The sequence below is a fragment of the Nocardiopsis sp. NPDC057823 genome (assembly GCF_042797335.1).
GTDB lineage: Bacteria > Actinomycetota > Actinomycetes > Streptosporangiales > Streptosporangiaceae > Nocardiopsis > Nocardiopsis changdeensis.
In genome coordinates, this window is sequence record NZ_JBHVLR010000020.1 from 119,810 (window position 1) to 142,653 (window position 22,844).

The 22,844-nt window shown below is 73.1% G+C and carries 22 protein-coding genes; 6 read left to right on the forward strand and 16 right to left on the reverse strand.

All coding sequences use genetic code 11. The annotated features are described in order from the left end of the window. The first annotated feature begins 37 nt into the window (after window positions 1-37). Together ACFVNO_RS26190 and ACFVNO_RS26195 are read left to right on the forward strand one after the other, a co-directional pair. On the forward strand, window positions 38-1,234 hold the full coding sequence (locus ACFVNO_RS26190) for a cell wall protein (RefSeq protein WP_378896429.1): 1,197 nt from the start codon (window positions 38-40) through the stop codon (window positions 1,232-1,234). A gap of 388 nt (window positions 1,235-1,622) precedes the next feature. Further along, window positions 1,623-2,900, forward strand: a complete 1,278-nt coding sequence (locus ACFVNO_RS26195; RefSeq protein WP_355257183.1) for a hypothetical protein — start codon at window positions 1,623-1,625, stop codon at window positions 2,898-2,900. Window positions 2,901-2,915: 15 nt separating this feature from the next. On the opposite strand, the gene ACFVNO_RS26200 is transcribed toward ACFVNO_RS26195, so the two are convergent. The 6 genes from ACFVNO_RS26200 to ACFVNO_RS26225 all read right to left on the reverse strand — a co-directional run bounded on the left by ACFVNO_RS26200 (window position 2,916) and on the right by ACFVNO_RS26225 (window position 8,604). Continuing rightward, a complete protein-coding gene (locus tag ACFVNO_RS26200; protein ID WP_378896432.1) occupies window positions 2,916-3,548 on the reverse strand; it encodes a DNA-binding response regulator in 633 nt (210 codons plus the stop codon). A gap of 108 nt (window positions 3,549-3,656) precedes the next feature. Then, complete coding sequence (locus tag ACFVNO_RS26205) at window positions 3,657-4,922, reverse strand: sensor histidine kinase (protein WP_378896435.1); 1,266 nt, start codon at window positions 4,920-4,922, stop codon at window positions 3,657-3,659. Window positions 4,923-4,929: 7 nt separating this feature from the next. Continuing rightward, a complete protein-coding gene (locus ACFVNO_RS26210) occupies window positions 4,930-5,679 on the reverse strand; it encodes an ABC transporter permease (RefSeq protein ID WP_355257174.1) in 750 nt (249 codons plus the stop codon). Continuing rightward, window positions 5,676-6,617 (reverse strand): ABC transporter ATP-binding protein, encoded by a 942-nt coding sequence (locus ACFVNO_RS26215; RefSeq protein WP_355257171.1) that lies wholly within the window; start codon window positions 6,615-6,617, stop codon window positions 5,676-5,678. Before ACFVNO_RS26215 ends, ACFVNO_RS26210 begins: the two co-directional genes overlap by 4 nt. A gap of 249 nt (window positions 6,618-6,866) precedes the next feature. Next, the gene (gene bldC, locus ACFVNO_RS26220; protein ID WP_013155387.1) at window positions 6,867-7,070 is read right to left on the reverse strand and encodes a developmental transcriptional regulator BldC; all 204 of its coding nucleotides are present in this window, start codon (window positions 7,068-7,070) and stop codon (window positions 6,867-6,869) included. A 700-nt stretch (window positions 7,071-7,770) separates the two neighbouring features. After that, on the reverse strand, window positions 7,771-8,604 hold the full coding sequence (locus tag ACFVNO_RS26225) for a hypothetical protein (RefSeq protein WP_355257168.1): 834 nt from the start codon (window positions 8,602-8,604) through the stop codon (window positions 7,771-7,773). A 302-nt stretch (window positions 8,605-8,906) separates the two neighbouring features. Here ACFVNO_RS26225 and ACFVNO_RS26230 point away from each other — a divergent pair, with 302 nt between their 5' ends. Further along, complete coding sequence (locus ACFVNO_RS26230) at window positions 8,907-9,128, forward strand: DUF3073 domain-containing protein (protein ID WP_220564528.1); 222 nt, start codon at window positions 8,907-8,909, stop codon at window positions 9,126-9,128. Between the two features lie 147 nt (window positions 9,129-9,275). On the opposite strand, the gene purM is transcribed toward ACFVNO_RS26230, so the two are convergent. The 3 genes from purM to ACFVNO_RS26245 all read right to left on the reverse strand — a co-directional run bounded on the left by purM (window position 9,276) and on the right by ACFVNO_RS26245 (window position 12,414). Further along, the gene (gene purM, locus ACFVNO_RS26235) at window positions 9,276-10,337 is read right to left on the reverse strand and encodes a phosphoribosylformylglycinamidine cyclo-ligase (RefSeq protein ID WP_355257165.1); all 1,062 of its coding nucleotides are present in this window, start codon (window positions 10,335-10,337) and stop codon (window positions 9,276-9,278) included. Window positions 10,338-10,453: 116 nt separating this feature from the next. Further along, on the reverse strand, window positions 10,454-11,950 hold the full coding sequence (gene purF / locus ACFVNO_RS26240; protein WP_220564530.1) for an amidophosphoribosyltransferase: 1,497 nt from the start codon (window positions 11,948-11,950) through the stop codon (window positions 10,454-10,456). A gap of 2 nt (window positions 11,951-11,952) precedes the next feature. Next, complete coding sequence (locus tag ACFVNO_RS26245; RefSeq protein ID WP_355257162.1) at window positions 11,953-12,414, reverse strand: sterol carrier family protein; 462 nt, start codon at window positions 12,412-12,414, stop codon at window positions 11,953-11,955. A 547-nt stretch (window positions 12,415-12,961) separates the two neighbouring features. On the opposite strand from ACFVNO_RS26245, the gene ACFVNO_RS26250 reads away from it, so the two are divergent. Next, window positions 12,962-13,579 carry a DUF47 domain-containing protein gene (locus ACFVNO_RS26250; protein ID WP_220564532.1) on the forward strand — a complete coding sequence of 206 codons (618 nt, stop codon included), beginning with the start codon at window positions 12,962-12,964 and terminating at the stop codon, window positions 13,577-13,579. 19 nt (window positions 13,580-13,598) lie between these two features. Here the strand turns inward: ACFVNO_RS26250 and ACFVNO_RS26255 are convergent, their stop codons facing one another. Continuing rightward, window positions 13,599-14,633 (reverse strand): hypothetical protein, encoded by a 1,035-nt coding sequence (locus ACFVNO_RS26255; RefSeq protein ID WP_355257158.1) that lies wholly within the window; start codon window positions 14,631-14,633, stop codon window positions 13,599-13,601. 82 nt (window positions 14,634-14,715) lie between these two features. On the opposite strand from ACFVNO_RS26255, the gene ACFVNO_RS26260 reads away from it, so the two are divergent. After that, window positions 14,716-15,171: a PaaI family thioesterase gene (locus ACFVNO_RS26260; protein ID WP_220564534.1), complete on the forward strand. Its 456-nt coding sequence runs from the start codon at window positions 14,716-14,718 to the stop codon at window positions 15,169-15,171. On the opposite strand, the gene ACFVNO_RS26265 is transcribed toward ACFVNO_RS26260, so the two are convergent. Beyond that, window positions 15,158-16,120, reverse strand: a complete 963-nt coding sequence (locus ACFVNO_RS26265) for a nucleoside hydrolase (RefSeq protein ID WP_355257155.1) — start codon at window positions 16,118-16,120, stop codon at window positions 15,158-15,160. The genes ACFVNO_RS26260 and ACFVNO_RS26265 overlap by 14 nt on opposite strands. 358 nt (window positions 16,121-16,478) lie before the next feature. On the opposite strand from ACFVNO_RS26265, the gene ACFVNO_RS26270 reads away from it, so the two are divergent. After that, the gene (locus ACFVNO_RS26270) at window positions 16,479-16,820 is read left to right on the forward strand and encodes an SH3 domain-containing protein (protein WP_355257152.1); all 342 of its coding nucleotides are present in this window, start codon (window positions 16,479-16,481) and stop codon (window positions 16,818-16,820) included. A gap of 308 nt (window positions 16,821-17,128) precedes the next feature. On the opposite strand, the gene pstB is transcribed toward ACFVNO_RS26270, so the two are convergent. The 5 genes from pstB to ACFVNO_RS26295 all read right to left on the reverse strand — a co-directional run bounded on the left by pstB (window position 17,129) and on the right by ACFVNO_RS26295 (window position 22,440). Then, window positions 17,129-17,908, reverse strand: a complete 780-nt coding sequence (pstB, locus tag ACFVNO_RS26275; protein ID WP_355257150.1) for a phosphate ABC transporter ATP-binding protein PstB — start codon at window positions 17,906-17,908, stop codon at window positions 17,129-17,131. Between the two features lie 32 nt (window positions 17,909-17,940). Continuing rightward, window positions 17,941-19,026 carry a phosphate ABC transporter permease PstA gene (gene pstA, locus ACFVNO_RS26280; protein WP_355257147.1) on the reverse strand — a complete coding sequence of 362 codons (1,086 nt, stop codon included), beginning with the start codon at window positions 19,024-19,026 and terminating at the stop codon, window positions 17,941-17,943. Next, window positions 19,026-19,988: a phosphate ABC transporter permease subunit PstC gene (gene pstC, locus ACFVNO_RS26285; RefSeq protein ID WP_355257144.1), complete on the reverse strand. Its 963-nt coding sequence runs from the start codon at window positions 19,986-19,988 to the stop codon at window positions 19,026-19,028. Before pstC ends, pstA begins: the two co-directional genes overlap by 1 nt. Before the next feature lie 317 nt (window positions 19,989-20,305). After that, window positions 20,306-21,292 carry a mycothiol synthase gene (gene mshD / locus ACFVNO_RS26290; protein WP_355257141.1) on the reverse strand — a complete coding sequence of 329 codons (987 nt, stop codon included), beginning with the start codon at window positions 21,290-21,292 and terminating at the stop codon, window positions 20,306-20,308. 143 nt (window positions 21,293-21,435) lie between these two features. Then, window positions 21,436-22,440 (reverse strand): hypothetical protein, encoded by a 1,005-nt coding sequence (locus ACFVNO_RS26295; RefSeq protein WP_355257138.1) that lies wholly within the window; start codon window positions 22,438-22,440, stop codon window positions 21,436-21,438. Window positions 22,441-22,844 lie beyond the last annotated feature (404 nt).

Sequence of the window (22,844 nt, forward strand, 5' to 3'; positions counted from 1 at the left end):
TGCTGAGCACTGGTCGGAATCCCCTATGAGGATTGATTTGAAGAACACCAAGATCGCCGCTCGCCGTGTCATTCAGGGCGGTGCCGCTTTCGCGGCCCTCGGCGCGCTGAGCATCGCGACGGCCATGCCGGCCGCCGCCGACCCCGTGTACTACGGCTGGGCCTACGCCTCGGTCGCCGATGGCCAGGGTGTCTCCACGAGCTACGACGGCACCAGCGGTACCCAGTACTCCGGCTCTGTGGGCAACTGGCTCACCTTCTCCGGCAGCAACAGCGTCACCGTGGACGACAACGGTGTGAGCGCCACTTCCACGGTGGACAGCGCCAGGCTCCAGATCACGGTCTCCGATGTCGAGGACATCATCGAGGAGAACCTCCCCGAGGCCGACGAGTCCGGCCCCGAGGCCGACCCGTCGGCGGACCCCTCCGCCGAGGAGAGCGCTCCCGCCGAGGAGACCGAGGGCGAGCCGACGGAGGAGCCCGGCGAGGGCGAGCCCACCGAGACCCCGGCCGAGCCGGAGACCCCGGTCGAGACCGAGTCCCCGGTCGAGGAGGCGCCGGTCGAGGAGCCCCCGGTCGAAGAGGCCCCGGCCGCGACCGAGGACACCGTCACCCTGGACGAGAGCAACAGCGAGAACGTCTCGGGTTCCGACGAGATCGTCCTCAGCGCCAACATCTCCAACATCACCACCACGACGACCCAGTCGTGGGACGGCGAGGTCACGCACCACGCTCCCGAGCCGGTCGTCGAGGAGGCCGACGCCGTCACCCTCTCCAGCGGTGAGGAGATCAGCGTCTGGGTGGGCCTGGACTCCTACCAGGGTGTCGACTCCTACCGTGACGACGAGTACGGCATCGACTGGGACGACGCCTACACCGGTTTCGCTCTGACCTTCACGGTCGAGGGCGAGGACGCGCCCTTCTACTACGTCGACCTCGCTGAGAGCGTCGCGGCCGTCGGCGTCGAGAACACCGAGAACGGTGGCGGCGACGGTGAGGGTGAAGGCGAGGGCGAGGAGAAGCCCAAGCCGACCCACCCGAACGACGAGAAGGGCCCGGAGAAGGACCCGAAGAAGGTCGAGAACCCCGAGGCCCTGGCCACGACCGGTAGCCCGATCGGCGGCCTGATCGCCGCCGGTGCCGCGATCGCCGCCGGTGGTGGCGCCGCCGCCTACCTGGCCCGCCGCAAGAAGAACGCCGCCGTCGAGGCTCCCGCCGAGGAGAACGACAACTAGGCGACCCACACCGCACCGCCGGCCCTGACCCGCCGGTGACACGGTGGCCTGAACGGCCCCGGGGACTCCTCCCCGGGGCCGTTCGCGTTCCCGGCCGCCGGAACTCTTCCGCGCCCCCGGCCGTTGATCCGGCATCCGACCCCTCACGGTGAGCGATCACGCGCCGGAGAACGGTTTCCGATTCGTGATCGAGCGGTTAGGCTCGGCCGTGTGGGCGCTCCGCGCCCCGCCACGCACGGACCCTTCCCCCGGGGCGGGAAGGCGACCGTCCCCGCCGCCCCGCATGCCGCGACCTCGTACGCGGCGCTCCCCGTGAACCGCGCCCCGGGCCGGAGGACGGGGCCGGCCGTACGGCCGGACATCCCCCAGTAGCTACAGGAGTGCCGTGGTGACCCCCGCCAGAACGACAGCACACCGCCTCCTCGGCGGCACGGCCGCGGCCGTGCTCGCGGCCGCGCTCGGCCTGACCCTGTCCGCGCCCCCGGCCGCCGCGGCGGCCACCGCCGTCGACCCCCTCGTCTGGGGCAACGCGCAGGCCTGGGCCGCCAACGGCGACGCCGTCTCCGGCTACTCCACCGCGGTCAGCTTCGGCGGGGACAACGAGGCGCGCGGCGACACCGCCGACGTGTACGGCCCCCTCGCCCCCTACGTCGACATCGAGGGCTCCAGCCGCACCGTCATCGGCGCCGAGGGCGCGGCCGCCACCGCCGTCGTGGACTCGGCCGTCCTGCGCCTCACCGTCACGGACCTGATCGCCCTCGGCATGATCGACGTGCCCGCGGGCATCGACATCTCCCCGTCCGCCCCGGACACCCTGGACGCCGAACCGACCTCCGAGGAGGGCGAGGAGCCGCTCTCCCCGTACTGGGACGTGCCCACCCCGGAGGGCGGGGAGGAGCCCCGGCCCCAGCAGCCGCCCGCCGACGGGGACCACTCCCACCTCAAGGAGGAGTCGGAGAGCCCCGGCCCGGAGGACTCCGGCCCCGCGAGCCCCTCCCCGAGCGAGAGCCCGACGGACGGCGTGGTCGCCCTGGACGACTCCTCCACGCGCCGGTTCGCGGCCGAGGGCCCCCTGGAGGCCGACGACGCCCTGGAGGTCTCCGTGGCCGACGTCGTCACCACGGCCTCGGCCGGGTACGACGGGCACACCGGCAGCGGCTTCGAGCACGGCGCCCTCAGGGCGTTCGGGGTGCCCGTGGACCCGCTGCGGCCCGGGCGCGCCCAGGTCGTGGAGGACGTCCTGGAGGTCGTGGACGAGGAGGGGGAGACGGTCCTGGAGGTCCCGGTGGCCGTCCACTTCGCGAGCGTCCAGGAGACCTTCGACGACGAGGACCCGGACTGGCGGGGCCAGGGCGCCCGCTCCCGGCTCAGCGTGACCGTGAACGTGGGGGAGGCGGAGGACGGCAACGGGCTGACCGTCGACTTCGCCGACTCCTGGGCGCTGGGCTCCACCTACGCGGCGGACTCGGGGGCCTCCCCGTCCCCGGACGGCCGGACCGGCACCGCCCCGCAGGCGCAGCAGCGCCCCGGCAACGACCTGGCGATGACGGGCAGCTCCCTGGCCGCCCTGGTCACCGCTGCGCTGGTGGCCATCGGCGGCGGGTCCGCCGCCACCTTCCTGGCCCGCAAGCGCACCTCCGCCATGGACGACCGCATCGGCGACTGAGGCCCGGGCCGGGCGTCAGAGCCAGCCCTTCTCGTAGGCCACCCGCGCCGCCTCCGTGCGGTTGCGGGTGCCGGTCTTGCCGATGGCCGAGGACAGGTAGTTGCGGACGGTGCTCTCCGACAGGTGCAGCCGGGCCGAGATGTCGGCGACCGTGGAGCCGTCCCTGGCGGCCGCCAGCAGCTGGCGTTCCCGGGCGGTCAGCGGATCCGGCTCCGAGCCCAGAGCGGCGGCGGCCAGGCCCGGGTCGACCACCGTCCCGCCCGCGGCCACGCGCCGGATCGCCTCGGCCAGTTCCTCCACGGGGCCGTCCTTGCAGAGGAACCCGGCGGCGCCCGCCTCCATCGCGCGGCGCAGGTAGCCGGGGCGCCCGAAGGTGGTGACGATGAGGACCCGGCAGGACGGCAGCCGCTCGCGCAGCTCCGCGGCGGCCTCCAGGCCGCTGCCGCCGGGCAGCTCGATGTCCAGCACGGCGACGTCCGCCCGGTGCTCCACCGCGGCGGGCACGATCCCTGGGCCGTCGGCCACCAGGGCCACGACCTCCAGGTCCTCCTCCAGACCCAGCAGGAGGGCCATCGCGTCGCGCATCATCCCCTGGTCCTCGGCCAGCAGGACCCGGACGGGGGAGGAGGGGGTGTCGGCAGCACTCATGGGCCGAACCCTAGGGCACCGCCCCCGGCGCGGGCGACCGCTCCCCGCCCCGGACCCGCGGGTCCCGCGGGTCCCGCGGGCCTCGGGCGCGCCCGGCCGCCCCGCCCCTCACGGGAGCAGCGCCTCCCCGTCCGCCACCGGGAGTTCGGCGACCACCCGGAACCCGCCCCCGGGCAGGGCCCCGCTCTCCAGCCGGCCGCCCGCCAGGGCCAGCCGCTCGCCGAGCCCGGCCAGCCCGTGCCCGCCTCCGCGCCGCTCCCGCGGGCCGTCGCGTCGCCCCTCCCGCGGGCCCCCGCCGGGCGCGGGACCGCCCCCGCCGTCGTCGGCCACGGTGACCCGGACGGTGCCGTCCGCGTGCTCCACGGACAGCTCCGCCGACGCGGCGCCGCTGTGCCGGAGCACGTTCGTCACGGCCTCGCGCACCACCCAGCCCAGGACCGCCTCGGCCCGCGCCGGGACGGGCGGCCCCGACCGGCGCACCGCCACGGCGATGCCGGCCCCCTCCAGGGCCGGGACCGCCCGCTCCAGCTCGCGGGTCAGCCCGTCCTCCCGGTACCCGGAGACCGCCTCCCGGATCTCGGTCAGCGAGCGCCGCCCCACCTCCTCGATGTCGGCGGCCTGCGCGGCGGCGGCCGCCGCGTCGCGCGGGGCCAGCCTGCGCACCGCCTCGGCCTTGACCACGATCACCGACATGCTGTGTCCGAGCAGGTCGTGCAGGTCGCGGGCGAACCGCAGCCGCTCCCGGTCCACCGCGGCCAGGGCCAGCTCCTCCCTGGTCCGGCGCAGCTCCCGCACGGTCTCGTTGAGCCCCAGCAGCGCGGACACCATGACCCCCGAGATGAACGTGCCGTACCCGGAGACCATCGGCAGCCACAGGGCGTCGCCCCGGTGCCCGGCGATCACCCCGGCCGCCCCGCCCAGCACGATCAGCGCGCCCACCAGCGGCACCGTCGGCAGGGCGGTCCCGCAGGCCAGCGCCGCCATCATGAACAGGAACACCCAGGTGTCGCCGTAGACCAGCGCCAACACCGTGGTCAGCGCCGCCTGGGCGGCCAGCAGCCAGAGCAGGCCCCGGCCCGCGTACCGGGGCGGCGAGAGGTCCCGGGTGACCACGGCGGCGTACAGGGCCGAGACCGCCAGCAGCCCGGCCCAGCCGAACCAGGGCCAGCGGGCGCCGTCGAACAGGTCGGTGACGGCCCCCGCGGTCAGCAGCAGCCCGGGCAGGTACCCGGTGCGCCCGGGCGGCCCGACCGGTCCCAGCGCCGCGACGGGGTCCACGACACCGCAGCCCTCGCGGTCGTCCCCGCCACCGCCGCCACCACCGCCACCGCCGGCGGCGCCGGCCGCCCCATCACCCCCGGACCGGTCGTCCATCGCGTTCCTAGCCCTTCGTCGCCGGTCGCAGGAAGGAGTGCACCGCGTAGGCCCCGAACACCAGGGTCCACCCGAGCAGCCCCGCCACGGTACCGGGGGAGGGCGCGGCCCCGTCCACGGTGGCCCACCCCAGCGCCCCGAACAGGTGGCCCGGAGACCAGGCGGCGAGGTCCGCCAGCGCCCCGGGGAACTCCGAGAGCGGGAACCACAGGCCGCCGAGCAGGGCCAGCAGCAGGTTGACCACGATGTTGGTCGTCCCGGCCGCGGAGGGCGACAGCCGGTACCCGTTGGCGATGCCCAGCAGCACGAACGGCAGCGCCCCGACCCACAGCAGCAGCGGCAGCACGGCCCACTGCCACGCCTCCAGCCGGACGCCGTTCAGCAGCGCCCCGGTGGCCAGGACCAGCAGCACGGAGGGCAGCACCATGAGCGACCCGGTGATCGCCCGCCCGGCCACCACCGTCCACGGCCGCATCGGCAGCAGGCGCAGCAGGCGCAGCCAGCCGGTCCCCTTGTCCTCGGCGACGGCGGTCCCGGCCGACAGACCGGAGCCGAGCGCGCCGTAGGCGGCCAGGCCCACCATGGACACCACGGCCCAGCCCGGGTCGGCCGGGCCGTCGCCGCGGCCGATGCTCGTGAACAGCACGTACATCAGCACGGGGGTGCCCAGCCCGAAGATCATGAACCCGGGGTCGCGGTAGGTGCGGCGGAGCTCCAGGCCCACGTAGGCGGTCAGCAGGACGGCGGTGCGGGTCATCGGTCGGCCTTCCGGGCTCGGGCGGGGGAGGGGGAGGACTCGGAGGTGATGCCGATGAAGGCGTCCTCCAGGTTCGCGGTGGCGACCTCCAGGTCGCGCACCCGGACCAGGGCGCTCAGGGCGTGCACGGTCTCGTCGGAGTCGGCGGTGCGCAGCCGGATCCGGCCGCCCAGGTCCTCCACGGACACCACTCCGGGCAGGCCCTCCAGGCCCGCGGGGCGTTCGGCGCCGTCGGGCAGCGCGAAGGACACCATGCCGGTCCCGAACGAGCGGCGGATGCGGTCCGGGGCGTCGTCGGCGATGACCCGGCCGCGGTCGATGACGACGACCCGGTCCGCGTTGAGGTCGGCCTCGTCCAGGTGGTGGGTGGAGAAGAGCACGGTGGTGCCGCGCTCGGTGAGGGCGCGCACGGAATCCCAGAACACGCGGCGGGCGGCCACGTCCAGGGCGGCCGTGGGCTCGTCCAGGATCAGCAGGTCGGGGTCGCCGACCAGGGCGAGGGCGAAGCACACCCGCTGGGTCTGGCCGCCGGAGAGGCGGTCCGCGCGGCGGCGGGCCACCCCGGTCAGCCCGGCCAGCTCCAGGGCCTCGGCGACCGGCATGGGGGCGCGGTGGGTGCGGGCGACGAACCCGACCAGCTCGCGCACGGTGACCCGGGGGACGGGCCGGACGTCCTGGAGCATCGCCCCGACCCGGCCCGCGTCGACGGCCGCGCGGGGGGCGCCCCCGAACAGCCGGGCGGTCCCGGAGGTGGGGGTGTCCAGCCCCAGCAGGATGTCGACCGTCGTGGACTTGCCGGCGCCGTTGCGGCCCAGCAGCGCGACCCGCTCGCCGGCGCCGATGCCGAGGTCCACGCCGTCCACGGCGCGCACCGCGCCGAACTCCTTGACGACCCCGTTGAGTTCCACGGCCGGGGGTGCCGCCTGCGTCCTGTCCATGCCCCGAACGCTACGGAGCGGCCGGGGCCCGCTGTAGATGGAAATGTACGGACCCCGTCGGTACGAATGTCCCATCCGCAGGTGGGAGGGGGTGCGGGGCCCGGGCCGCCGTACCCCGGAGGCGCCCCGGGAGCACAAGGGGGCGGGCCTTCTCGGTGAAGGCCCGCCCTCGGGTCTTGTCAGCCTGCCTGCACGGCCGGAGCCCGTCCGGCCGTTTCCCCCCGGAACCAGCGGCTCAGACCGGGGAGATCACTCCGTACGCTGGCTGGGGATGCCGGCCAGCAGGGCACGGACCTCCGTCTCACGGTAGCGACGGTGTCCGCCCAAGGTGCGGATCGAGGTCAGCTTGCCCGCCTTGGCCCAGCGCGTCACGGTCTTGGGGTCCACGCGGAACATGGTGGCAACCTCGGCGGGGGTCAACAGGGGCTCCGCCTCGGGCGTGCGAGTTGACATGTGTACGGCCTCTCCTCCTGGATCTGTGTGCCGATCCTTGAGCCTGTGATCCTGGCGCTTCGCCCGGATGTCCAATATGAGTCCATATTGGCATCACCCGAGGTGATGGTGCAGCCACTTTCAGCAACTTTGCTCATGGGAGGCCCTGGAAAGCCGCCCGTGGCTGCGTCACGCTAAGTGATTCTAGCGACACGTTTAGTGGCATGTGGCGTATTCGGTCAAAACTTCGTTCTCGGGCCTTGTTTTTCTCGATCCGGAGGTCACGAAGTGCTACAGAGGTCTGACCGAAACCCCGGTGCCGGGCCTGCTGCCCGCTGGATCGCGCCTTCGGCCGGCCCGCCGGGGGAGGGCGGGGCCGCCGGGGGCGGGATCCCCCTCCGCGGGCCGCCCCGGGGCGGTCGGGTCGCGCGGGATCGCCCGCGCGGTAGGGGTTCTCCGATGGACGGCGGTGCTTTCGGTGATCGGACGGCTACAGTCTACGTCGATCACTAACGGGCGTTATGCCCAGTTTCACCACGCTTGATGTCGTGCGCGGACGACGTCCGGGCTCGCACCGTTGTCACGTGCGCAAACGGGTACGCCGGGCGGAAAGAAACCTGGTGTACCAGGTTCGCGGGCGGCGCGTCGCGGGGGTGTCGGCGCCGGAATTTCACGACACCCAGGGGTCGGTGTCCACGAAAATCTGGGCATCTCATCACCCTCAGTTGGCGTGCTCCAGGGCGCGGATCGACCTCCACCTGCGCAGCAGCCGGTCCCGCAGCTCCACCACCCGCTCCGCGTCGCCGGCCGCCAGCGCCTCCACCGCGGCGGCCACCTCCGCCACCGAGCGCTCCCCGGCCAGGTGCTCGTCGTCCAGCAGGTGCACCAGGCCGCCGTAGTCCAGCTCCAGCAGCGAACCCGGATGGGCCACCGCCCGCAGCCACTCCACCAGCCCCTCCGTGGCCGCCGACACGGCGTGCCGCCCGATGTACTCCGTCAGCACCGCCGCCGTGCGCTCCAGGCGCTCCAGGCCCGTCGCGGTCCGCGTCAGGTACAGCAGGGCCCGGGTGGGCCCCGCCTCCGGCACCAGGCGCCGCTCCCCGTCCGAGAAGGGCACGAACCACGCCACCGGGACCGCCCAGTTGCTCGACAGGATCCCCGGCCGCAGGCGCGCGCCCGAGGCCCGCCACTCCCGATACCCGTCCTCGACCCGCTCCGCCTCCCGCTCGGACACGAACGCCTCGCTCAGCGCCGGGGGGACCCGCTCCGCGAAGTCCGCGAACGCCCGCCACGACCGCAGCCGGGTCTCCCAGGGGCACACGTACAGCCGCCCCTCCACCCGGCGCAGGTACGCGTTGCGGCTCTCCTCGCGCGGCGCCAGGACCGGCGGGGTCACCACCAGCCGGCCCAGGCTCTCGGCCTGCTCGGCGGCCAGCGCGTGCGCGCGGCGCGGCCGGTCGGGGGACCGCGCGTACTCCTCCCAGCGTCTCCGCTCGTCCGGCGCGAACGACTCGATCGGCTGATAGACGCGGAGATAGGCGGTGTAGGGCAGCACGGAACGCATCGTGGCACACATCCCGCCGTGTGGCACTCGCCACGCCCGAACCCCGTATCCGCCGGTCGGGGAGGGTTTGCAGGGTGGCGACCGGCGGCGCCCCGGGGCGTGCCGCGTCCCCGCACCACATCCGTCACACCCGGGTGGCGTAGGCACGGCGGGGCCCGACCAGGTACGGTTGTACGTGTACGTAAGCTGACGCCTGTCGTCAGTCGCGTTTGACGGCCGTCAGCCCGTTCAGTGCGGGTTAGTTAAGTGATCCGGGGTTCCGTCGGAACCCCATCGTTGAGGGGGTCGAGCCAATGGGGCGCGGCCGAGCCAAGGCCAAGCAGCAGAAGGTCGCCCGGAAGCTCAAGTACAGCACCGGTGGGACCGACCTTGATCGGCTGCGGTCGGAGCTGGGTGTCGCTGAGGATGAGGGACCGACCGGACCGGGTCCGGACGATTCCTACGCGGATTCTCACGATGACCTGATCGACCGTTACGCGGATCTCGCCGAGAAGTACTCGGAGTCCGACAAGTAGCAGTACGTCGGGCGGGGCTTCCAGGTCGCTCGGGCAACACAGCAGACCTGCGGACACCACCGGTCCCCCACCAGGGGCCGGGCCGGACAGGTGGATATAGCCGGTGCGAACCACTGCGGTGGTTCGCACCGGCTATGTTCGCGTCCGTCACGCGCCGGGGTGCTCGCCGTCCAGGCGGGCCAGCCCGGAACCGGACACGATCGTGCCCAGGCGCCAGGCGGGGACACCGCGCTCGGAGAGCACGTCCAGGGCGCGCCCTTCGTCCTGCGCCGCGACGACCGCCACCATGCCCACACCCATGTTGAACGTGGCCTCCATGTCCTCCCGCGACACGCCGCCCCGCTCCGCCAGCAGGCCGAACACGGGGGCGGGCGTCCAGGTGGAGCGGTCCAGCACCGCGTCCAGGTGGCCGGGCAGGGACCGCGACAGGTTGGCGGCGAGCCCGCCGCCGGTGATGTGCGAGTACGCGTGCACCTCCACGGCGCCGGTCAGCGCCACGCAGTCCTTGGCGTAGATCCGGGTCGGCGTGAGCAGGACCTCGCCCAGCTCCCCGCCCAGCTCCGGCACGTGCGCCCGCAGGTCCAGCCCCGCGGTGTCCACGATGTGGCGGATCAGCGAGTAGCCGTTGGAGTGCGGGCCCGAGGACGCCATCGCGATGACGGCGTCGCCCTCGCGGACCCGGTCCGGGCCCAGGATCGCGTCGCCCTCCACCACGCCGGTCCCGGCGCCGGCCAGGTCGTACTCCTCGGGGCCCATCGCCCCGGGGTGCTCGGCGGTCTCCCCGCCGATCAGGGAGCACCCGGCCTGGTGGCAGCCCTCGGCGATGCCGCCGACGATCTCGGCGATCCGCTCGGGGACCACCGACCCGCAGGCGATGTAGTCGGTCATGAACAGCGGCTCGGCACCGCTGACGACCAGGTCGTCGACGACCATGCCCACCAGGTCGATGCCGATGGTGTCGTGGCGGTCGAGCTTCTGGGCGAGCAGGACCTTGGTGCCCACGCCGTCGGTGGAGGTGGCCAGCACCGGGTCCTTGTACTTGGCGGTGTCCAGGCGGAACAGGCCCGCGAATCCGCTGGCGTCGGTGACCTGCTCGGGGCGCCGCGTCCGCGCGACATGGCGCTTCATCAGGTCGACGGCGCGCTCCCCGGCGGCGATGTCGACGCCCGCGGCGGCGTACGCCCCCGTGGTCTTGCTGTCGGCTGCCACGCGAGTTCTCCTCGTGCTGTGATGGTTGGTGCTCGTTGTGCCGGACGGCCCGCCGGCCCCGCGGTCGGATCCGGGGCACGGCGGACGTCCGCACGGCGGTGACGCCGTGCGGACGGTTACTTGGTGCTGGTGGCCAGGGTGGATCCCTCGGGAGTCCCGCAGGACTTCTCCAGCAGGTACTTGCCGCGCGCGGCGGGGTCCACCTCGATCGGGTAGACGCCGTCGAAGCAGGCCCGGCACAGGTCGTTCTTGGGCACTGTGGTGGCGGCGATCAGCTCGTCCAGCTCGACGAAGGCCAGGCTGTCGGCGTTCACGGACGCGGCGATCTCGTCCACCGAGAGGTTCGCGGCGATGAGCTCGGCGCGGGTGGCGAAGTCGATCCCGTAGTAGCAGGGCCACAGCACGGGCGGGCTGGAGATGCGCACGTGCACCTCGGCGGCGCCCGCGTCGCGCAGCATCCGGACCAGTGCCCGCTGGGTGTTGCCGCGCACGATGGAGTCGTCCACGACCACCAGGCGGCGGCCCTGGATGACCTCGCGCAGCGGGTTGAGCTTGAGCCGGATGCCCAGCTGGCGCAGGGTCTGGCTGGGCTGGATGAAGGTCCGGCCCACGTAGGAGTTCTTGACCAGGCCCTGGGCGAACGGGATGCCGCTCTCCTCGGCGTAGCCGACCGCGGCGGGGGTGCCGGACTCGGGCACCGGGATGACCAGGTCGGCGTCCACCGGGTGCTGCCTGGCCAGGCGGCGGCCCACCTCCACGCGAGTGGAGTTGACGTTGCGCCCGGCGATGGTGGTGTCGGGGCGGGCCAGGTAGACGTACTCGAACAGGCAGCCCTTGCGGCGGGCGGGCGCGAACCGGCGGGACCGGACGCCGCGCTCGTCGATGGTGAGCAGCTCGCCCGGCTCGATCTCGCGGACCACCTCGGCGCCCACGATGTCCAGGGCGGCGGTCTCGCTGGCGACCACCCAGCCGCCCGCGCCGGAGGTCTCGCCCAGGCGGCCCAGCACGAACGGGCGGATGCCCTGCGGGTCGCGGGCCGCGTACAGGGTGTTCTCGTCCATGAACACCAGGGAGAAGGCGCCCTGGACCTGCGGGAGCAGCTCCATGGCGGCCTCTTCGACGGTGCTGCCGTCGCGGGCCCGGGAGGCCAGCAGGTTGGTGAGGACCTCGGTGTCCGTCGTCGCGTTGCGCCGGGTGTCGGGCAGCAGCGCGGCCAGTTCCGGGGTGTTGATCAGGTTGCCGTTGTGGCCGAGGGCCAGGCCCCCCTCGCGCGCCGTGTAGAAGGTCGGCTGCGCGTTCTCCCACACCGGTGAGCCGGTGGTGGAGTAGCGGCAGTGGCCGATGGCGAGGTGGCCGCGCAGGGAGTCCAGGGTCGCCTCGTTGAAGACCTGGGAGACCAGTCCCATGTCCTTGTAGACGACGATCCGTTCCCCGTCGCTCAGAGCGATGCCCGCGGATTCCTGTCCGCGGTGCTGCAATGCGTAGAGACCGAAGTAGGTGAGCTTGCTGACTTCTTCGCCGGGAGCCCAGACCCCGAATACACCGCAGGCGTCCTGCGGGCCGCGTTCGAGCGGATCGAGGTCCATGGAGAGCCGGCCGTCGGAGTACGACACGCTCACAGCTTAGTGCCTGGGGACGAGGGCGGGACCACCCGGGGCCACAGGGGCAGGTGTTCGGACAGGTCGGAGCGGGTGCCGCTGGCCTGGACCTCCCCGTCCGCGATCGCCTGCCCCCAGGCGGTTCCGCCCGTCGCCAGGCGCAGCCAGACGGCGGGGGAGGTCTCCACCACACCGGGAGGGGTGCCCCGGGTGTGACGTGGGCCCTCGATCGCCTGTACGGCTCCGAACGGCGGGACGCGGACCTCCAGGGAGTTGCCGGGCGCCCGGTCGGCGAGCAGGGCCAGGGAGGCCCGCACGGCGAGTTTCACCAGCTTGGGCGCGGCGCCGGGGGCCATCGCGGTGCGCACGAGCAGGGCCACGGCGTCTTCGGGTCCCAGGTTCTCGGGGGTGGTGGCGCCCGCCTCGGCCAGGGCCAGCCGGACCCGGCGCACCAGTGCGGGAGTGAGGTTGGACGGCATGGGTCCGAGCCTAGATCGTGTCCTTCGGCCCACCCGCCGTCCCCGGCCGCAGGCCCGCGGCCACGGGCCCTCCCGGGGCCTCCGGACCCCCGGTGACACCGGAGAACACCCGGGAACAGGCCCCGGGCGGCGTCGGGGAGGTGGCGGCCGGGGGTCCGGGAAGCCGGATCGACCGGAGCGGGGCAACGTGCGGGTGAACGAGAGGGATACTTGCCATTGCCGCCCAATGGCCCGAAAGTGGACATCGGAGAACCGTGGGGTCGGCGTCCACCGGTCTCCCACCGATCGGGTGATTCGTGTCTCAGCGCACCGCTGGTCAGCGGGCCCGGAACACGGTAGCGTCCCGAACCGTCCCGGTGTCGTTGAGATTGGGAGGAATGCGATGGGCCCCTTCCCCCAGGGAGTTCCACGCACCGGTGCCGCCGAGTGAACGAGGGATGACCGCGCACGCGATCGACGCGACGGACCCTCGCGTCAAGACGAGCCGCTCGGCGGACCCGCTTAACATCCACCAAGGAAGACCCACCGCACCATCGGGAGAGACGACGTGCGCCTGCGTTTGCGCCCGCGTGATGACAGCTACTACGAGATGTTCACCGATTCGGCGAACAATTTGGTCATCGCGGCCCGCCTTCTGGTGGAGCTGATGAGCGACGGTGCCGACCGAGAGGCCATCACCGAGAAGATGCGCGCCTGCGAGCACGCGGGCGACGACGCCACGCACGCGATCATGCGCCGCCTCAACAAGAGCTCGGCACCCCCCATGCACCGGGAGGACATCTACCGGCTGGCCTCCAACCTCGACGACGTCATGGACTCGATGGAGGCGGCGGTCGACCTCATCGGCCTGTACGGCCTGGAGCGCCTCCCCAAGGGCATCATCGACCAGATCGAGGTGCTGGAGCGCGCCGCCGAGCTGACCGCCGAGGCCATGCCGCGGCTGCGCACCATGCAGGACCTCACCCGGTACTGGATCGAGATCAACCAGCTGGAGAACCAGGCGGACCGGATCTACCGCAAGCTCCTGGCCAAGCTGTTCAGCGGCGAGTACGACGCGCTGACGGTGCTCAAGCTCAAGGACGTCATCGAGGAGCTGGAGACGGCCGCGGACGCGTTCGAGCACGTGGCGAACACGGTGGAGAGCATCGTCGTCAAGAACGGCTGAGCCGCGCCCCGGACGGGGCTCAGGGCACGTCGCCGGAGAACACCAGCGGCGGGTACAGCGGCTCGCCCTCCTCGTCGTAGAACTCCAGGGTCCACTGCAGGGGCACGTCGCCCTCGGTGATGAGGCAGTCCGCGTCCCAGCTCCCGCTTCGACCGGGTGCGAGGCTCCGCGGCGGGTCCACGCTCTCGCCCATGGCGGGTGCGATGGACTCCTGGAGCGGATCGCCGACGGCGCAGGTGTCCAGCGGCGATCCGGTGTGCACGGGGGCGCCGGTGCCGTTGGTGGCGGTGACCGTCCAGGCGAAGTAGTGCAGGGCGTCGTACTGCGGCTCCCGCGGGGTCTCCTCCTCGCCCCACTCGTCCTCCCCGGGGCCCTCGCCCGGCTGCTCGGGGACCTCCTCCGGGGACTCCCCGGCGGGGCCGTCCCCTTCGGACTCCTCCTCGGCGGGGCCGGTGTCCCCGGGCGACTCCCCGCCGGATTCCTCTTCTTCGGGAGCGGTGTCCTCGGGGGACTCTCCGTTGGATCCCTCCTCCTCAGGGCCGGTGTCCCCGGGGGATTCTCCGTCGGTCCCCTCCTCCCCAGGGGAGGCGTCCTCGGGGGACTCCCCGCCGGAGGGCCCGTCCTGCGGGGCCTCCCCGGGGGACTCCCCCTCATCCGGGGACTCCCCGCCCTCCGGCGGCCCCTCCCGCGGAGTGGCGCCGTCCCCGGGCTCCCGGGGCGCGCGCCGGTCCTCGTCCCCCTCCGTCCGGCGCTCCACCGGGCCCATGCTCACCGAGAAGCCGTCCGCGAACGTGTGGGAGCCGCCCAGGGGCAGGTGGACGGCCGCGCCCCCGCCGGGCTCCTCCGTCCTGCCCGGACCGCTGTCGGACCCCTCCTGCTCCCCCTGGCCGCCGGGCGGCCGCGACGGGGGCCCGGACGGGCTCCCCGACGGCGGGGGAGCGGTCTCGGTCCGCTCCCCCTCCCCGCCGGTGGTGTCGACACCGACGGGGCCGCAGGCGGTCGCGTACACCAGGGCCGCCGCCGCCGCGGCGGAGGCGAGTGTGGAAGTCTGCACGGTGGATCCTCCTCCCTGAGGCGGACCCTAGGTGACATATCCCCACAAAAGGGTCAAAGCGCGTAGAAGAAAGCGGGACCGCATGTCCACCGAGAACCCCGAGCCCGGAACCGCGCCGCTCTCCGGGGCCGACGCCCTGGCCCTGGCCGCGGCGGTGCTGGACGCCCAGCCGTTCAGCCGGCTGATCGGCGCCCGGGTCACCCGCTTCGCCCCGGGCGACGCGGTCCTGGAACTGGACGTGCGCGACGAGCTGCTCCAGCAGAACGGCTTCCTGCACGGCGGCGTGCTCTCCTACGCCGCCGACAACGCGCTCACCTTCGCCGGGGGCACCGTGCTGGGCCCGTCGGTCCTCACCGGCGGCTTCACCATCGAGTACCTGCGCCCGGCCCGCGGCGTCCGCCTCAGCGCCCGCGCGCACGTGGTCGAGCACACCCGCCGCCGCGCCCTGTGCCGCTGCGACCTGGTGATGGCCGACGCCGAGGGCGGCGAGACGACCGTCGCCGCCGCCCAGGGCGTCATCACGTTCACAGGCCGGTGATCTCGCGCTCCGGCGCGGTCTCGCGGGCCAGCACGCCCTTGATCAGCTCGTAGAACGCCTCGGAGTCGACCTCCTCGACCACCCGGGCGTTGGGCTCCAGGCCGTGCACGCCCCACGACATGGCCGAGTAGCCCCGGGTCAGCTCCCCGGCGGTCTCCACGTCCACGTGGTACGGCGAGGCCCTGCGCACCAGCTCGGGGTGGAGCAGCACCGCGGCGGTCAGCGAGTCGGGGTGCGTGGTGCCGTCGATGCCGACCCTGCGGTCGAACTCCAGGGTCGCCGCGCAGATGCGGGTGAAGAACCGCGACAGGGGCGTGTCCAGCGCGGCGATCTCGTCCAGGCGCTCCTGCCCGAACACGGCCTGGCGCAGCGTGAGCGGGTCCCAGGGCACCACGGTGATGTCGAACCCGGCGGAGAACACCGCCTTGGCCGCCTCGGGGTCCACGTAGAAGTTGAACTCGGCGGCGGCGGTGATGTTGCCGCGGCCGTTGTTGGAGCCGCCCATGATGAACAGCGACTTCACGTTCCGCGCGAAGCCGGGGTCCTTCACCACCGCGGCGGCGATGTTGGTGAGCGGGCCGATCGCCACGATCGACAGCTCGCCGGGGGCCTCGGCGGCCATCCGCACCAGGGCGTCCACGGCGTGCTCGGCCTCCGGCACCAGGCCCTCCTGTGCCATGGCCAGCCCCCCGGAGCCGTCGCCGTGCACGTCCTCGGCGCTCACCCACTCGCGCACCAGCGGCCGCCGGCAGCCCAGGTACACGGGCACCGCGGGCGTCCCGGCGACGTTCAGCGTCATGAACGCGTTGCGGACCTGCTGGTCGAAGCCCACGTTCCCGGCGACCATCGTGATCGCCCGCAGGTCGGCCGCCGGGTCCAGCAGGCCGACCAGCAGGGCGACGCAGTCGTCCTGCGCGGTATCGGTGTCGATCACCAACGGCACGGTCATGCGGTTCCCCCAGACGAACGAACGGGAGCCCGCCGCGGGCCCCCTCCCGGTCCCATTCAACCCCGCCGCCGGGAGCGGTCCACGTCACGTCGGGCCCCCGGGACGGGCGCGTGCGGCGCACGGGGCCGGCCCTCCCGCGCGGGATGATAAGCCGGGCAAAGGGTCGGGTCAATACTCGAATAGGGCTTTGAGGGATCTTCTCCGAGAAAGAGGAGGGGGTGGCCTGATGTGGTCGGAATCATGCGTGGAATGGGCTTCCCCGTTACTCTGGGCGTGGATTCCAGAGGCCTTGCCCGCCACGGGATTCCACCCTCGGCCGAGGTCCCCCGATCAAGCCTTGAATGATGGAGGAAAGCCTGTGAAGGCCACGAAGTCCCGTCGGCTCGCCCGCGGCCTGGCGACCATGGCGGCCACCGCCGGTGCCGTCGTCATCGGCCTGTCCGCCCCCGCCCAGGCGGCCCCCGCGCCCGAGCAGGCGCCGGCGGCCGCCGCCGTCTGGTGCACCTACAAGGTCAACGCCAGCGGCGGCCTGAACATCCGCAGCGGCCCCGGAACCGGCTACTCCATCGTGGGTTCGCTGGCCAACGGCGCGATCGTGAACGCGACCCAGTCCACCACCAACGGCTTCCGGCAGATCGGCTCCAGCCGGTGGGTCTCGGCCAGCTACCTCGTCAAGCAGTCCGGTAACTGCTTCACCTGATCCTCCGCCCGACCCCCGGCCGGGCCCCCGCCCGGCCGGGACGGCGCGTGCCACCGCCCCCGAATGCGGGAAACGGTGGACAACGCCTTTCGCGACCCTTTTCCTGATTCTTCGGAATGAACAGGAAAGGGTTTCGGATCGTTTATCCGATTCACTTCCGGGCGCCCTCCGGTCCGCACCGGAGGGCCGTCGGCATTTCCTCCCGCCCGCCCCCGGGCGGCCCTGCGCCCCGCCCGCGGCACGCCCCCCGCGCACGAAGAGGGCCCGTGGACACGGGCCCCTTCGGGAGGACGTCGGGCGCGCGGCGGTTACCCGAAGCGGCCGGTGATGTAGTTCTCGGTCTCCTTCTTGTCGGGACGGGTGAAGATCTTGTTCGTCTCGCCCATCTCGATCAGCTTCCCGGGCTTGCCCGGGGCCGACAGGTTGAAGAAGGCCGTGCGGTCCGAGACACGGGCCGCCTGCTGCATGTTGTGGGTGACGATCACGATCGTGTAGTCCTCCTTCAGCTTGTGAATGAGGTCCTCGATCGCCAGCGTCGAGATCGGGTCCAGCGCCGAGCACGGCTCGTCCATGAGCAGCACCGACGGCTTGACCGCCGTGGCACGCGCGATGCACAGGCGCTGCTGCTGGCCGCCGGACAGGCCCGAACCGGGCTTGTTCAGCCGGTCCTTGACCTCTTCCCACAGGTTGGCGCCGCGCAGCGACTCCTCGACCAGGTCGTCGGCGGCGGCCTTGCTCATCCGCTTGTTGTTGAGGCGCGCCCCCGCGAGCACGTTGTCGTAGATCGACATCGTCGGGAACGGGTTGGCCTTCTGGAACACCATCCCGACCTCGCTGCGGACCATCACGGGGTCCACGTCGGGCGCGTAGATGTCCATGTCGTCCAGGAGCACCTTGCCCTCGGCGCGGGCGCCGGGGGTGACCTCGTGCATCCGGTTGAGGGTGCGCAGGAAGGTGGACTTCCCGCAGCCGGAGGACCCGATGAACGCCGTCACCGAACGCGGCTCGATGGTCATTGACACGTCCTCCACAGCGAGGAAGTCGCTGTAGTAGACGTGGAGTCCGGAGACGTCGATTCGTTTCGCCACTGGATGTTCCTCGTGATTGCCGGGTTGGCGGGCTAGCGGGACTTCGGCGCGAACAGGCGGCCGATCATGCGGGCCAGGAAGAAGAGCAGCATCACCACGAGGATGAGCGTCAGCGCGGCCGCCCAGGCCCTCTCGTAGTTGACCGCGCCGCCCATGCGGACCTGCGAGTAGATGAACACGGGAAGGCTCATCATCTGCCCGTCGAACAGGTTCCAGTTGATCGAGACCGCCGACGACCCCGCGGTGAGGATCAGCGGCGCCGTCTCTCCGATAACACGCGCGATGGCGAGCATGATTCCGGTGGTCAGGCCGGCGGCCGACGTGGGGAGCACCACCTTGGTGATGGTCCGCCACTTGGGCACGCCCAGCGCGTAGGAGGCCTCGCGCAGGTCCTGCGGGACCAGGCGGAGCATCTCCTCGCTGGAGCGCACCACGACCGGGATCATCAGCACGGCCAGCGAGATCGCGCCCGCCGCGCCGTTGGTCTTGCCGGGACCGAACAGCAGGATCCACAGGGCCACCACGAACAGACCGGCGACGATGGACGGGATGCCCGTCATGACGTCGACGAAGAACATGATGGTGCGCTTCATCCGCCCCCGCGCGTACTCCACCAGGTACACGGCGGTCATCACGCCGACCGGCACCGCGATGAGCGTGGCCATGCCGGTGATGGCCAGGGTGCCGACGATCGCGTGGTAGGCGCCGCCGGCGTCCATGCTCGGCAGCACGCCGTTCATGGAGACCGACAGGAAGTACCCGTCGAACCGGGCCATGCCGTTGCCGAGCACCGTCCACAGCACCGACACCAGCGGCAGCATCGCCAGGGTGAAGCACAGGTAGACGAGCGAGGTGACCAGGCGGTCCTTGGCCTTGCGGCCGCCCTCGACACGGGCGGAGGCCGCCACCACGATCACCGTGTAGGCGAGCGCGGTGAGCACGCCCCACAGCACGAACCCGAAGGACGAGAAGGCCAGCAGGACGCCCGCGACCACGGCGGCCGAGGAGGCCAGCAGGGCGGGCGGGAAGTAGCGGGGCAGCGAGCCGCCGCGCAGGTCGCGCCGGAGGGCGCCGGAGCCCGGGCCGGGGTCGGTGGGCTGAGCGGTCGTCAGGCTCATCAGGACTCCTTGTTGCCGCGCGCCACGATGTAGCGGGCGCCCATGTTGACGACCAGGGTGATCGCGAACAGCACCAGGCCGGCGGCGATCAGCGCGGACACGCCGTATCCGGTGGCCTCGGGGTACTGGAGCGCGATGTGCCCGGCGATGGTCTGGTTGCCGCTCTGGAGCAGGTTCCAGGAGACGGCCAGCGAGGGCGACAGGATCATGGCGACGGCCATGGTCTCGCCCAGGGCGCGTCCCATGCCGAGCATGGCGCCGCCGACGACGCCGGACTTGCCGAAGGGCAGGACGGCCAGGCGGATCATCTCCCAGCGGGTGGCGCCCATGGCCAGGGCGGCCTCCCGGTGCCCCTGCGGGACCTGGTGGAACACGTCGCGGGACATGGCGGTGATGATCGGCAGGATCATCACGGCGAGCACGATGCCCGCGGTGAGGATGGTGCGGGCCGAGGTGGAGGCGGGCCCGGCGAAGAGCGGGATCCAGCCGAGGTTGCGGGCCAGCCCCTCGTAGACGGGGACGAGCTGGGGGGCGAGGAACCCGATGCCCCACAGGCCGTAGACCACGCTGGGGATCGCGGCGAGCAGGTCCACCAGGTAGCCCAGCAGGGCGGCGAGGCGGCGCGGCGCGTAGTAGACGATGAACAGCGCGATGCCGATGGCGACCGGGGTGGCCAGCAGCAGCGCGATGGCGGCGGCCAGGACGGTGCCGAACGCCAGGGCCCCCACGCCGAACGCGGGGTTCTCGCGGACGTTGGCGTCCCAGGACTGGTCGGTGATGAAGTTCGCCGTGTTCGCGGCCAGCGACGGCCAGGCCTGAACGATCAGGAAGGCGGCGACGCCCGCGAGGATCACGAGGATCAGAATGCCCGAGCCTCGGGCGAGCCCGGCGAATGCGACATCGCCGATCCGGCGCCTGCCCTTGGGCGGTGGTGCCACCGTGGGCGCGTCCGTCGTCGTCATGTATCGGCTCCGGTTCGGAAGGGTTCAGTGCTGCCCACCAGCCCCCTGCGGGTGGGTTCCGGACCCTTGTCGGGTTCGGGTGTCCTCCCCGGGGGTTCACCCCGCGGGAGGCCGCCGCGACCGCCGAACGCCGAGAGGTCGCGATGCGCCGAATGCGAAGGTAGGCCCACTAGGTGACGAGTTGTCCCAAGGAAGGTGAACGGGAAATGAACGGGGCGTCGCACTCCCGTGGCGGCCAAGGGTTTGACCGGTTAATGTGATGAGCGGCACGTGCGGGCGGCCCGTCCTGACGGATGTCCTGCCCACCACGCGCCCCCTCATTCCTCGCCCGGCGGCTCCTCCGGCGGCGCGTACATCACGTCGGTGTCCCAGATCTCGAAGCCCAGCGAGGTGTACAGCCGCACGGCCGCCTCGTTGTCCCCGTCGACGTACAGGTGCACCCAGGGCAGCCCGGCGTCGCGCAGGTGCCGCAGCCCCTCCAGGGTGAGTGCCCGGCCCAGACCGGTGCCCTGCCACTGGGGGTCCACGCCCACCACGTACACCTCGCCGACGGGTTCGCCGTCGGTCAGCCCGGCGCCGTCGGCGTGCACCTTGGTCCAGTGGTACGCGGCGACCCGCCCGTCCTTGCCGGTGGCCAGGAAGAACCCGTTCGGGTCGAACCAGTCCTCGACCTCGCGCTGCAGCAGGTCGTCCAGGGTGAGCCTGCCCTGTTCGGGGTGGTGGGCGAAGGCGCGGGCGTTGGTGTCGAGCCAGGCCTGCTCGTCCTGCCCCACCACGAACGCGCGCACCTCGACCCGGTCGGCGACCTGGGGACGCAGCACGGGAGGGGGCAGCTCCGGAGCGGTCCGCGGCCCGCCCTTCTCCTCGGCGGCGATGTCGCGCAGCGGCATGCGCATCTTGTGGAGCTCGCGGACGGCCCGCCAGCCGTCCTCCTCGGCCACCGCCACCGCCTGCGGAGTGCGGCCGTGCGCCCACACCCGGACGCCGTTCGCGCCGGCGTCCCGGTGGACGGAGTGCAGCAGGGCGGTGCCGTGCCCGCGCCCCCGGCGGGCGGGGTCGACGACGACCTCTCCGGAGTCGGGCTCGTCCTCGCCGCGTTCGACGAACGCGAAGCCCACGACGCGGCCGTCCTCGGAGACCACGTGGAAGCGCGCGCTCCCGGAGGGCGCGCCGTGGCGGACGCGCAGCAGGGTGTGTTCGGACAGGGGGGCCACGCCGTCGGTTCTGCGGGCGGCCTCGGCGAGCGTCAGCACCTGGTCGGCCGTCGCGGCCGCCAGGTCGTCGGTGACCAGCGGGGTGCTCATGGACCGAAAGCCTACGACGACAGGCCCGTGAAGATTCCGTTGGCCTCGCCCGTGGCGTTCCGCGTCTGGTCGGAAGGGGTCCGGACACGGCCGCGCCCCGGCCCCGCGGACGCGGGGCCGGGGCGCACCGGCCTGTTCGGGCGTCAGCCCTTGCGGCGGCGCCCCTGGTAGCCGCCCGTGCCGGGGCGGACCCGGCGGGTGGGGGCCAGCGGGGCGGCCAGCAGCAGGGTGAGCAGGAAGGCGGCGAGCAGCACCGCGGGGGCCATGTTCGGTCCCATGTCGGTGTGCTCGGCGGCCACCTCGGTCTCCGCCGCGTCGTCGGACCCGGTCGGGGTGGCCAGCGGCAGGGTCGCCAGGTCCTCGCCGGGCAGCACGTCGGGCAGGTCGGCCTCGTTCCGGGGCAGGGTCGGGATGTTCGAGCCGGTGGTGGGCACGTCGCTGACACTGCTGCGCGGACGGTCGGGCGTGGAGGGCCGGGACGTGGTGCCGCTGGAGGGCCGCGACGAGGGCCGGCCGCTCGTCTCGGAACCCGGGGCGGTGGGGGTGGCCGACGGGGTGGGCCGACCGCTCGGGGTCGGGGAGGGGCTCTCGGCGGGCGGGTCCGGGCGGGTGGGGGTCGGCGACGGCGTCGGGGAGGGCGACGGGCTCGGCCCGGTGATGGTGACCGCCCACACCCCGGAGGAGATGCTGTGCACGTCGCCCGGGGGCGTGGCGCAGCCGGTCTCCGGGTCGGCGGCGGCGAAGGTCAGGGTGGCGACCACGTCGGTCGACCGCCGCGGGGAGCCGGTCACCATGACGGTGTCCGAGGCGCCGGCGGCGAGCCGTCCGGCGGCGAAGCCGTGCCCCTGGAAGCCGCCGCCGATCTCCAGCCCGATCACGCAGATGTCGAGGGTGCCGGTGTTGCTCAGGGTGAGCGTGTTGGGCGGCGCCGGGGTGCCCAGCGCGACACTGTCCGCGTCACGCGCGAAGGCGACCGCGGCGACCGGGGCCGGCGGCGGCGTGGGGGAGGGGGACGGACCGCCCGGGTCCGTGGGCTGCGCGATGGCGGGGGACGCCACCGCGACCAGGGTCGATCCGACGAACGCGGCACCGAGGGCGATGCCCAGGCGTCGGAGGGTGAGCGGGGTGTTCGCGGCGCTGGTGGACATCAGGGCGGGTTCACTCCTCAAGGGCGGTGCGCCATGCAGGGGTCCGCACCCGTCGGGGGAGCCATGCCGCGCCTGGCCTGGCCTCGGGGTGCTCCACAGATCTTAGGCCGTCCCCGCCCCGAACACGAGGCCCCACGACGCACCGTTGTCCACCCGTCACCCGCCCGTCCCCCCGGTGTCCGCCACCGTCCGCCCGCCCGCCGAGCCCCCCGTGCACAGGCGAGGAGTGCGGGGAACGCGCCTGGGAGCGGGGTGGCTCCGTGCGCTCGGGGGCCGCCGTCCGCCCGCCCGCCGCGCCCCGGCATGGGCGGGGAGCGGTGTCCCGGACGTACGGCGCGGGGCCGGCCCCGGGGGGCGGCCCCGCGCCGGACCGCCAGGGGGCGGCAGGTCAGCCCGGGGCGGCC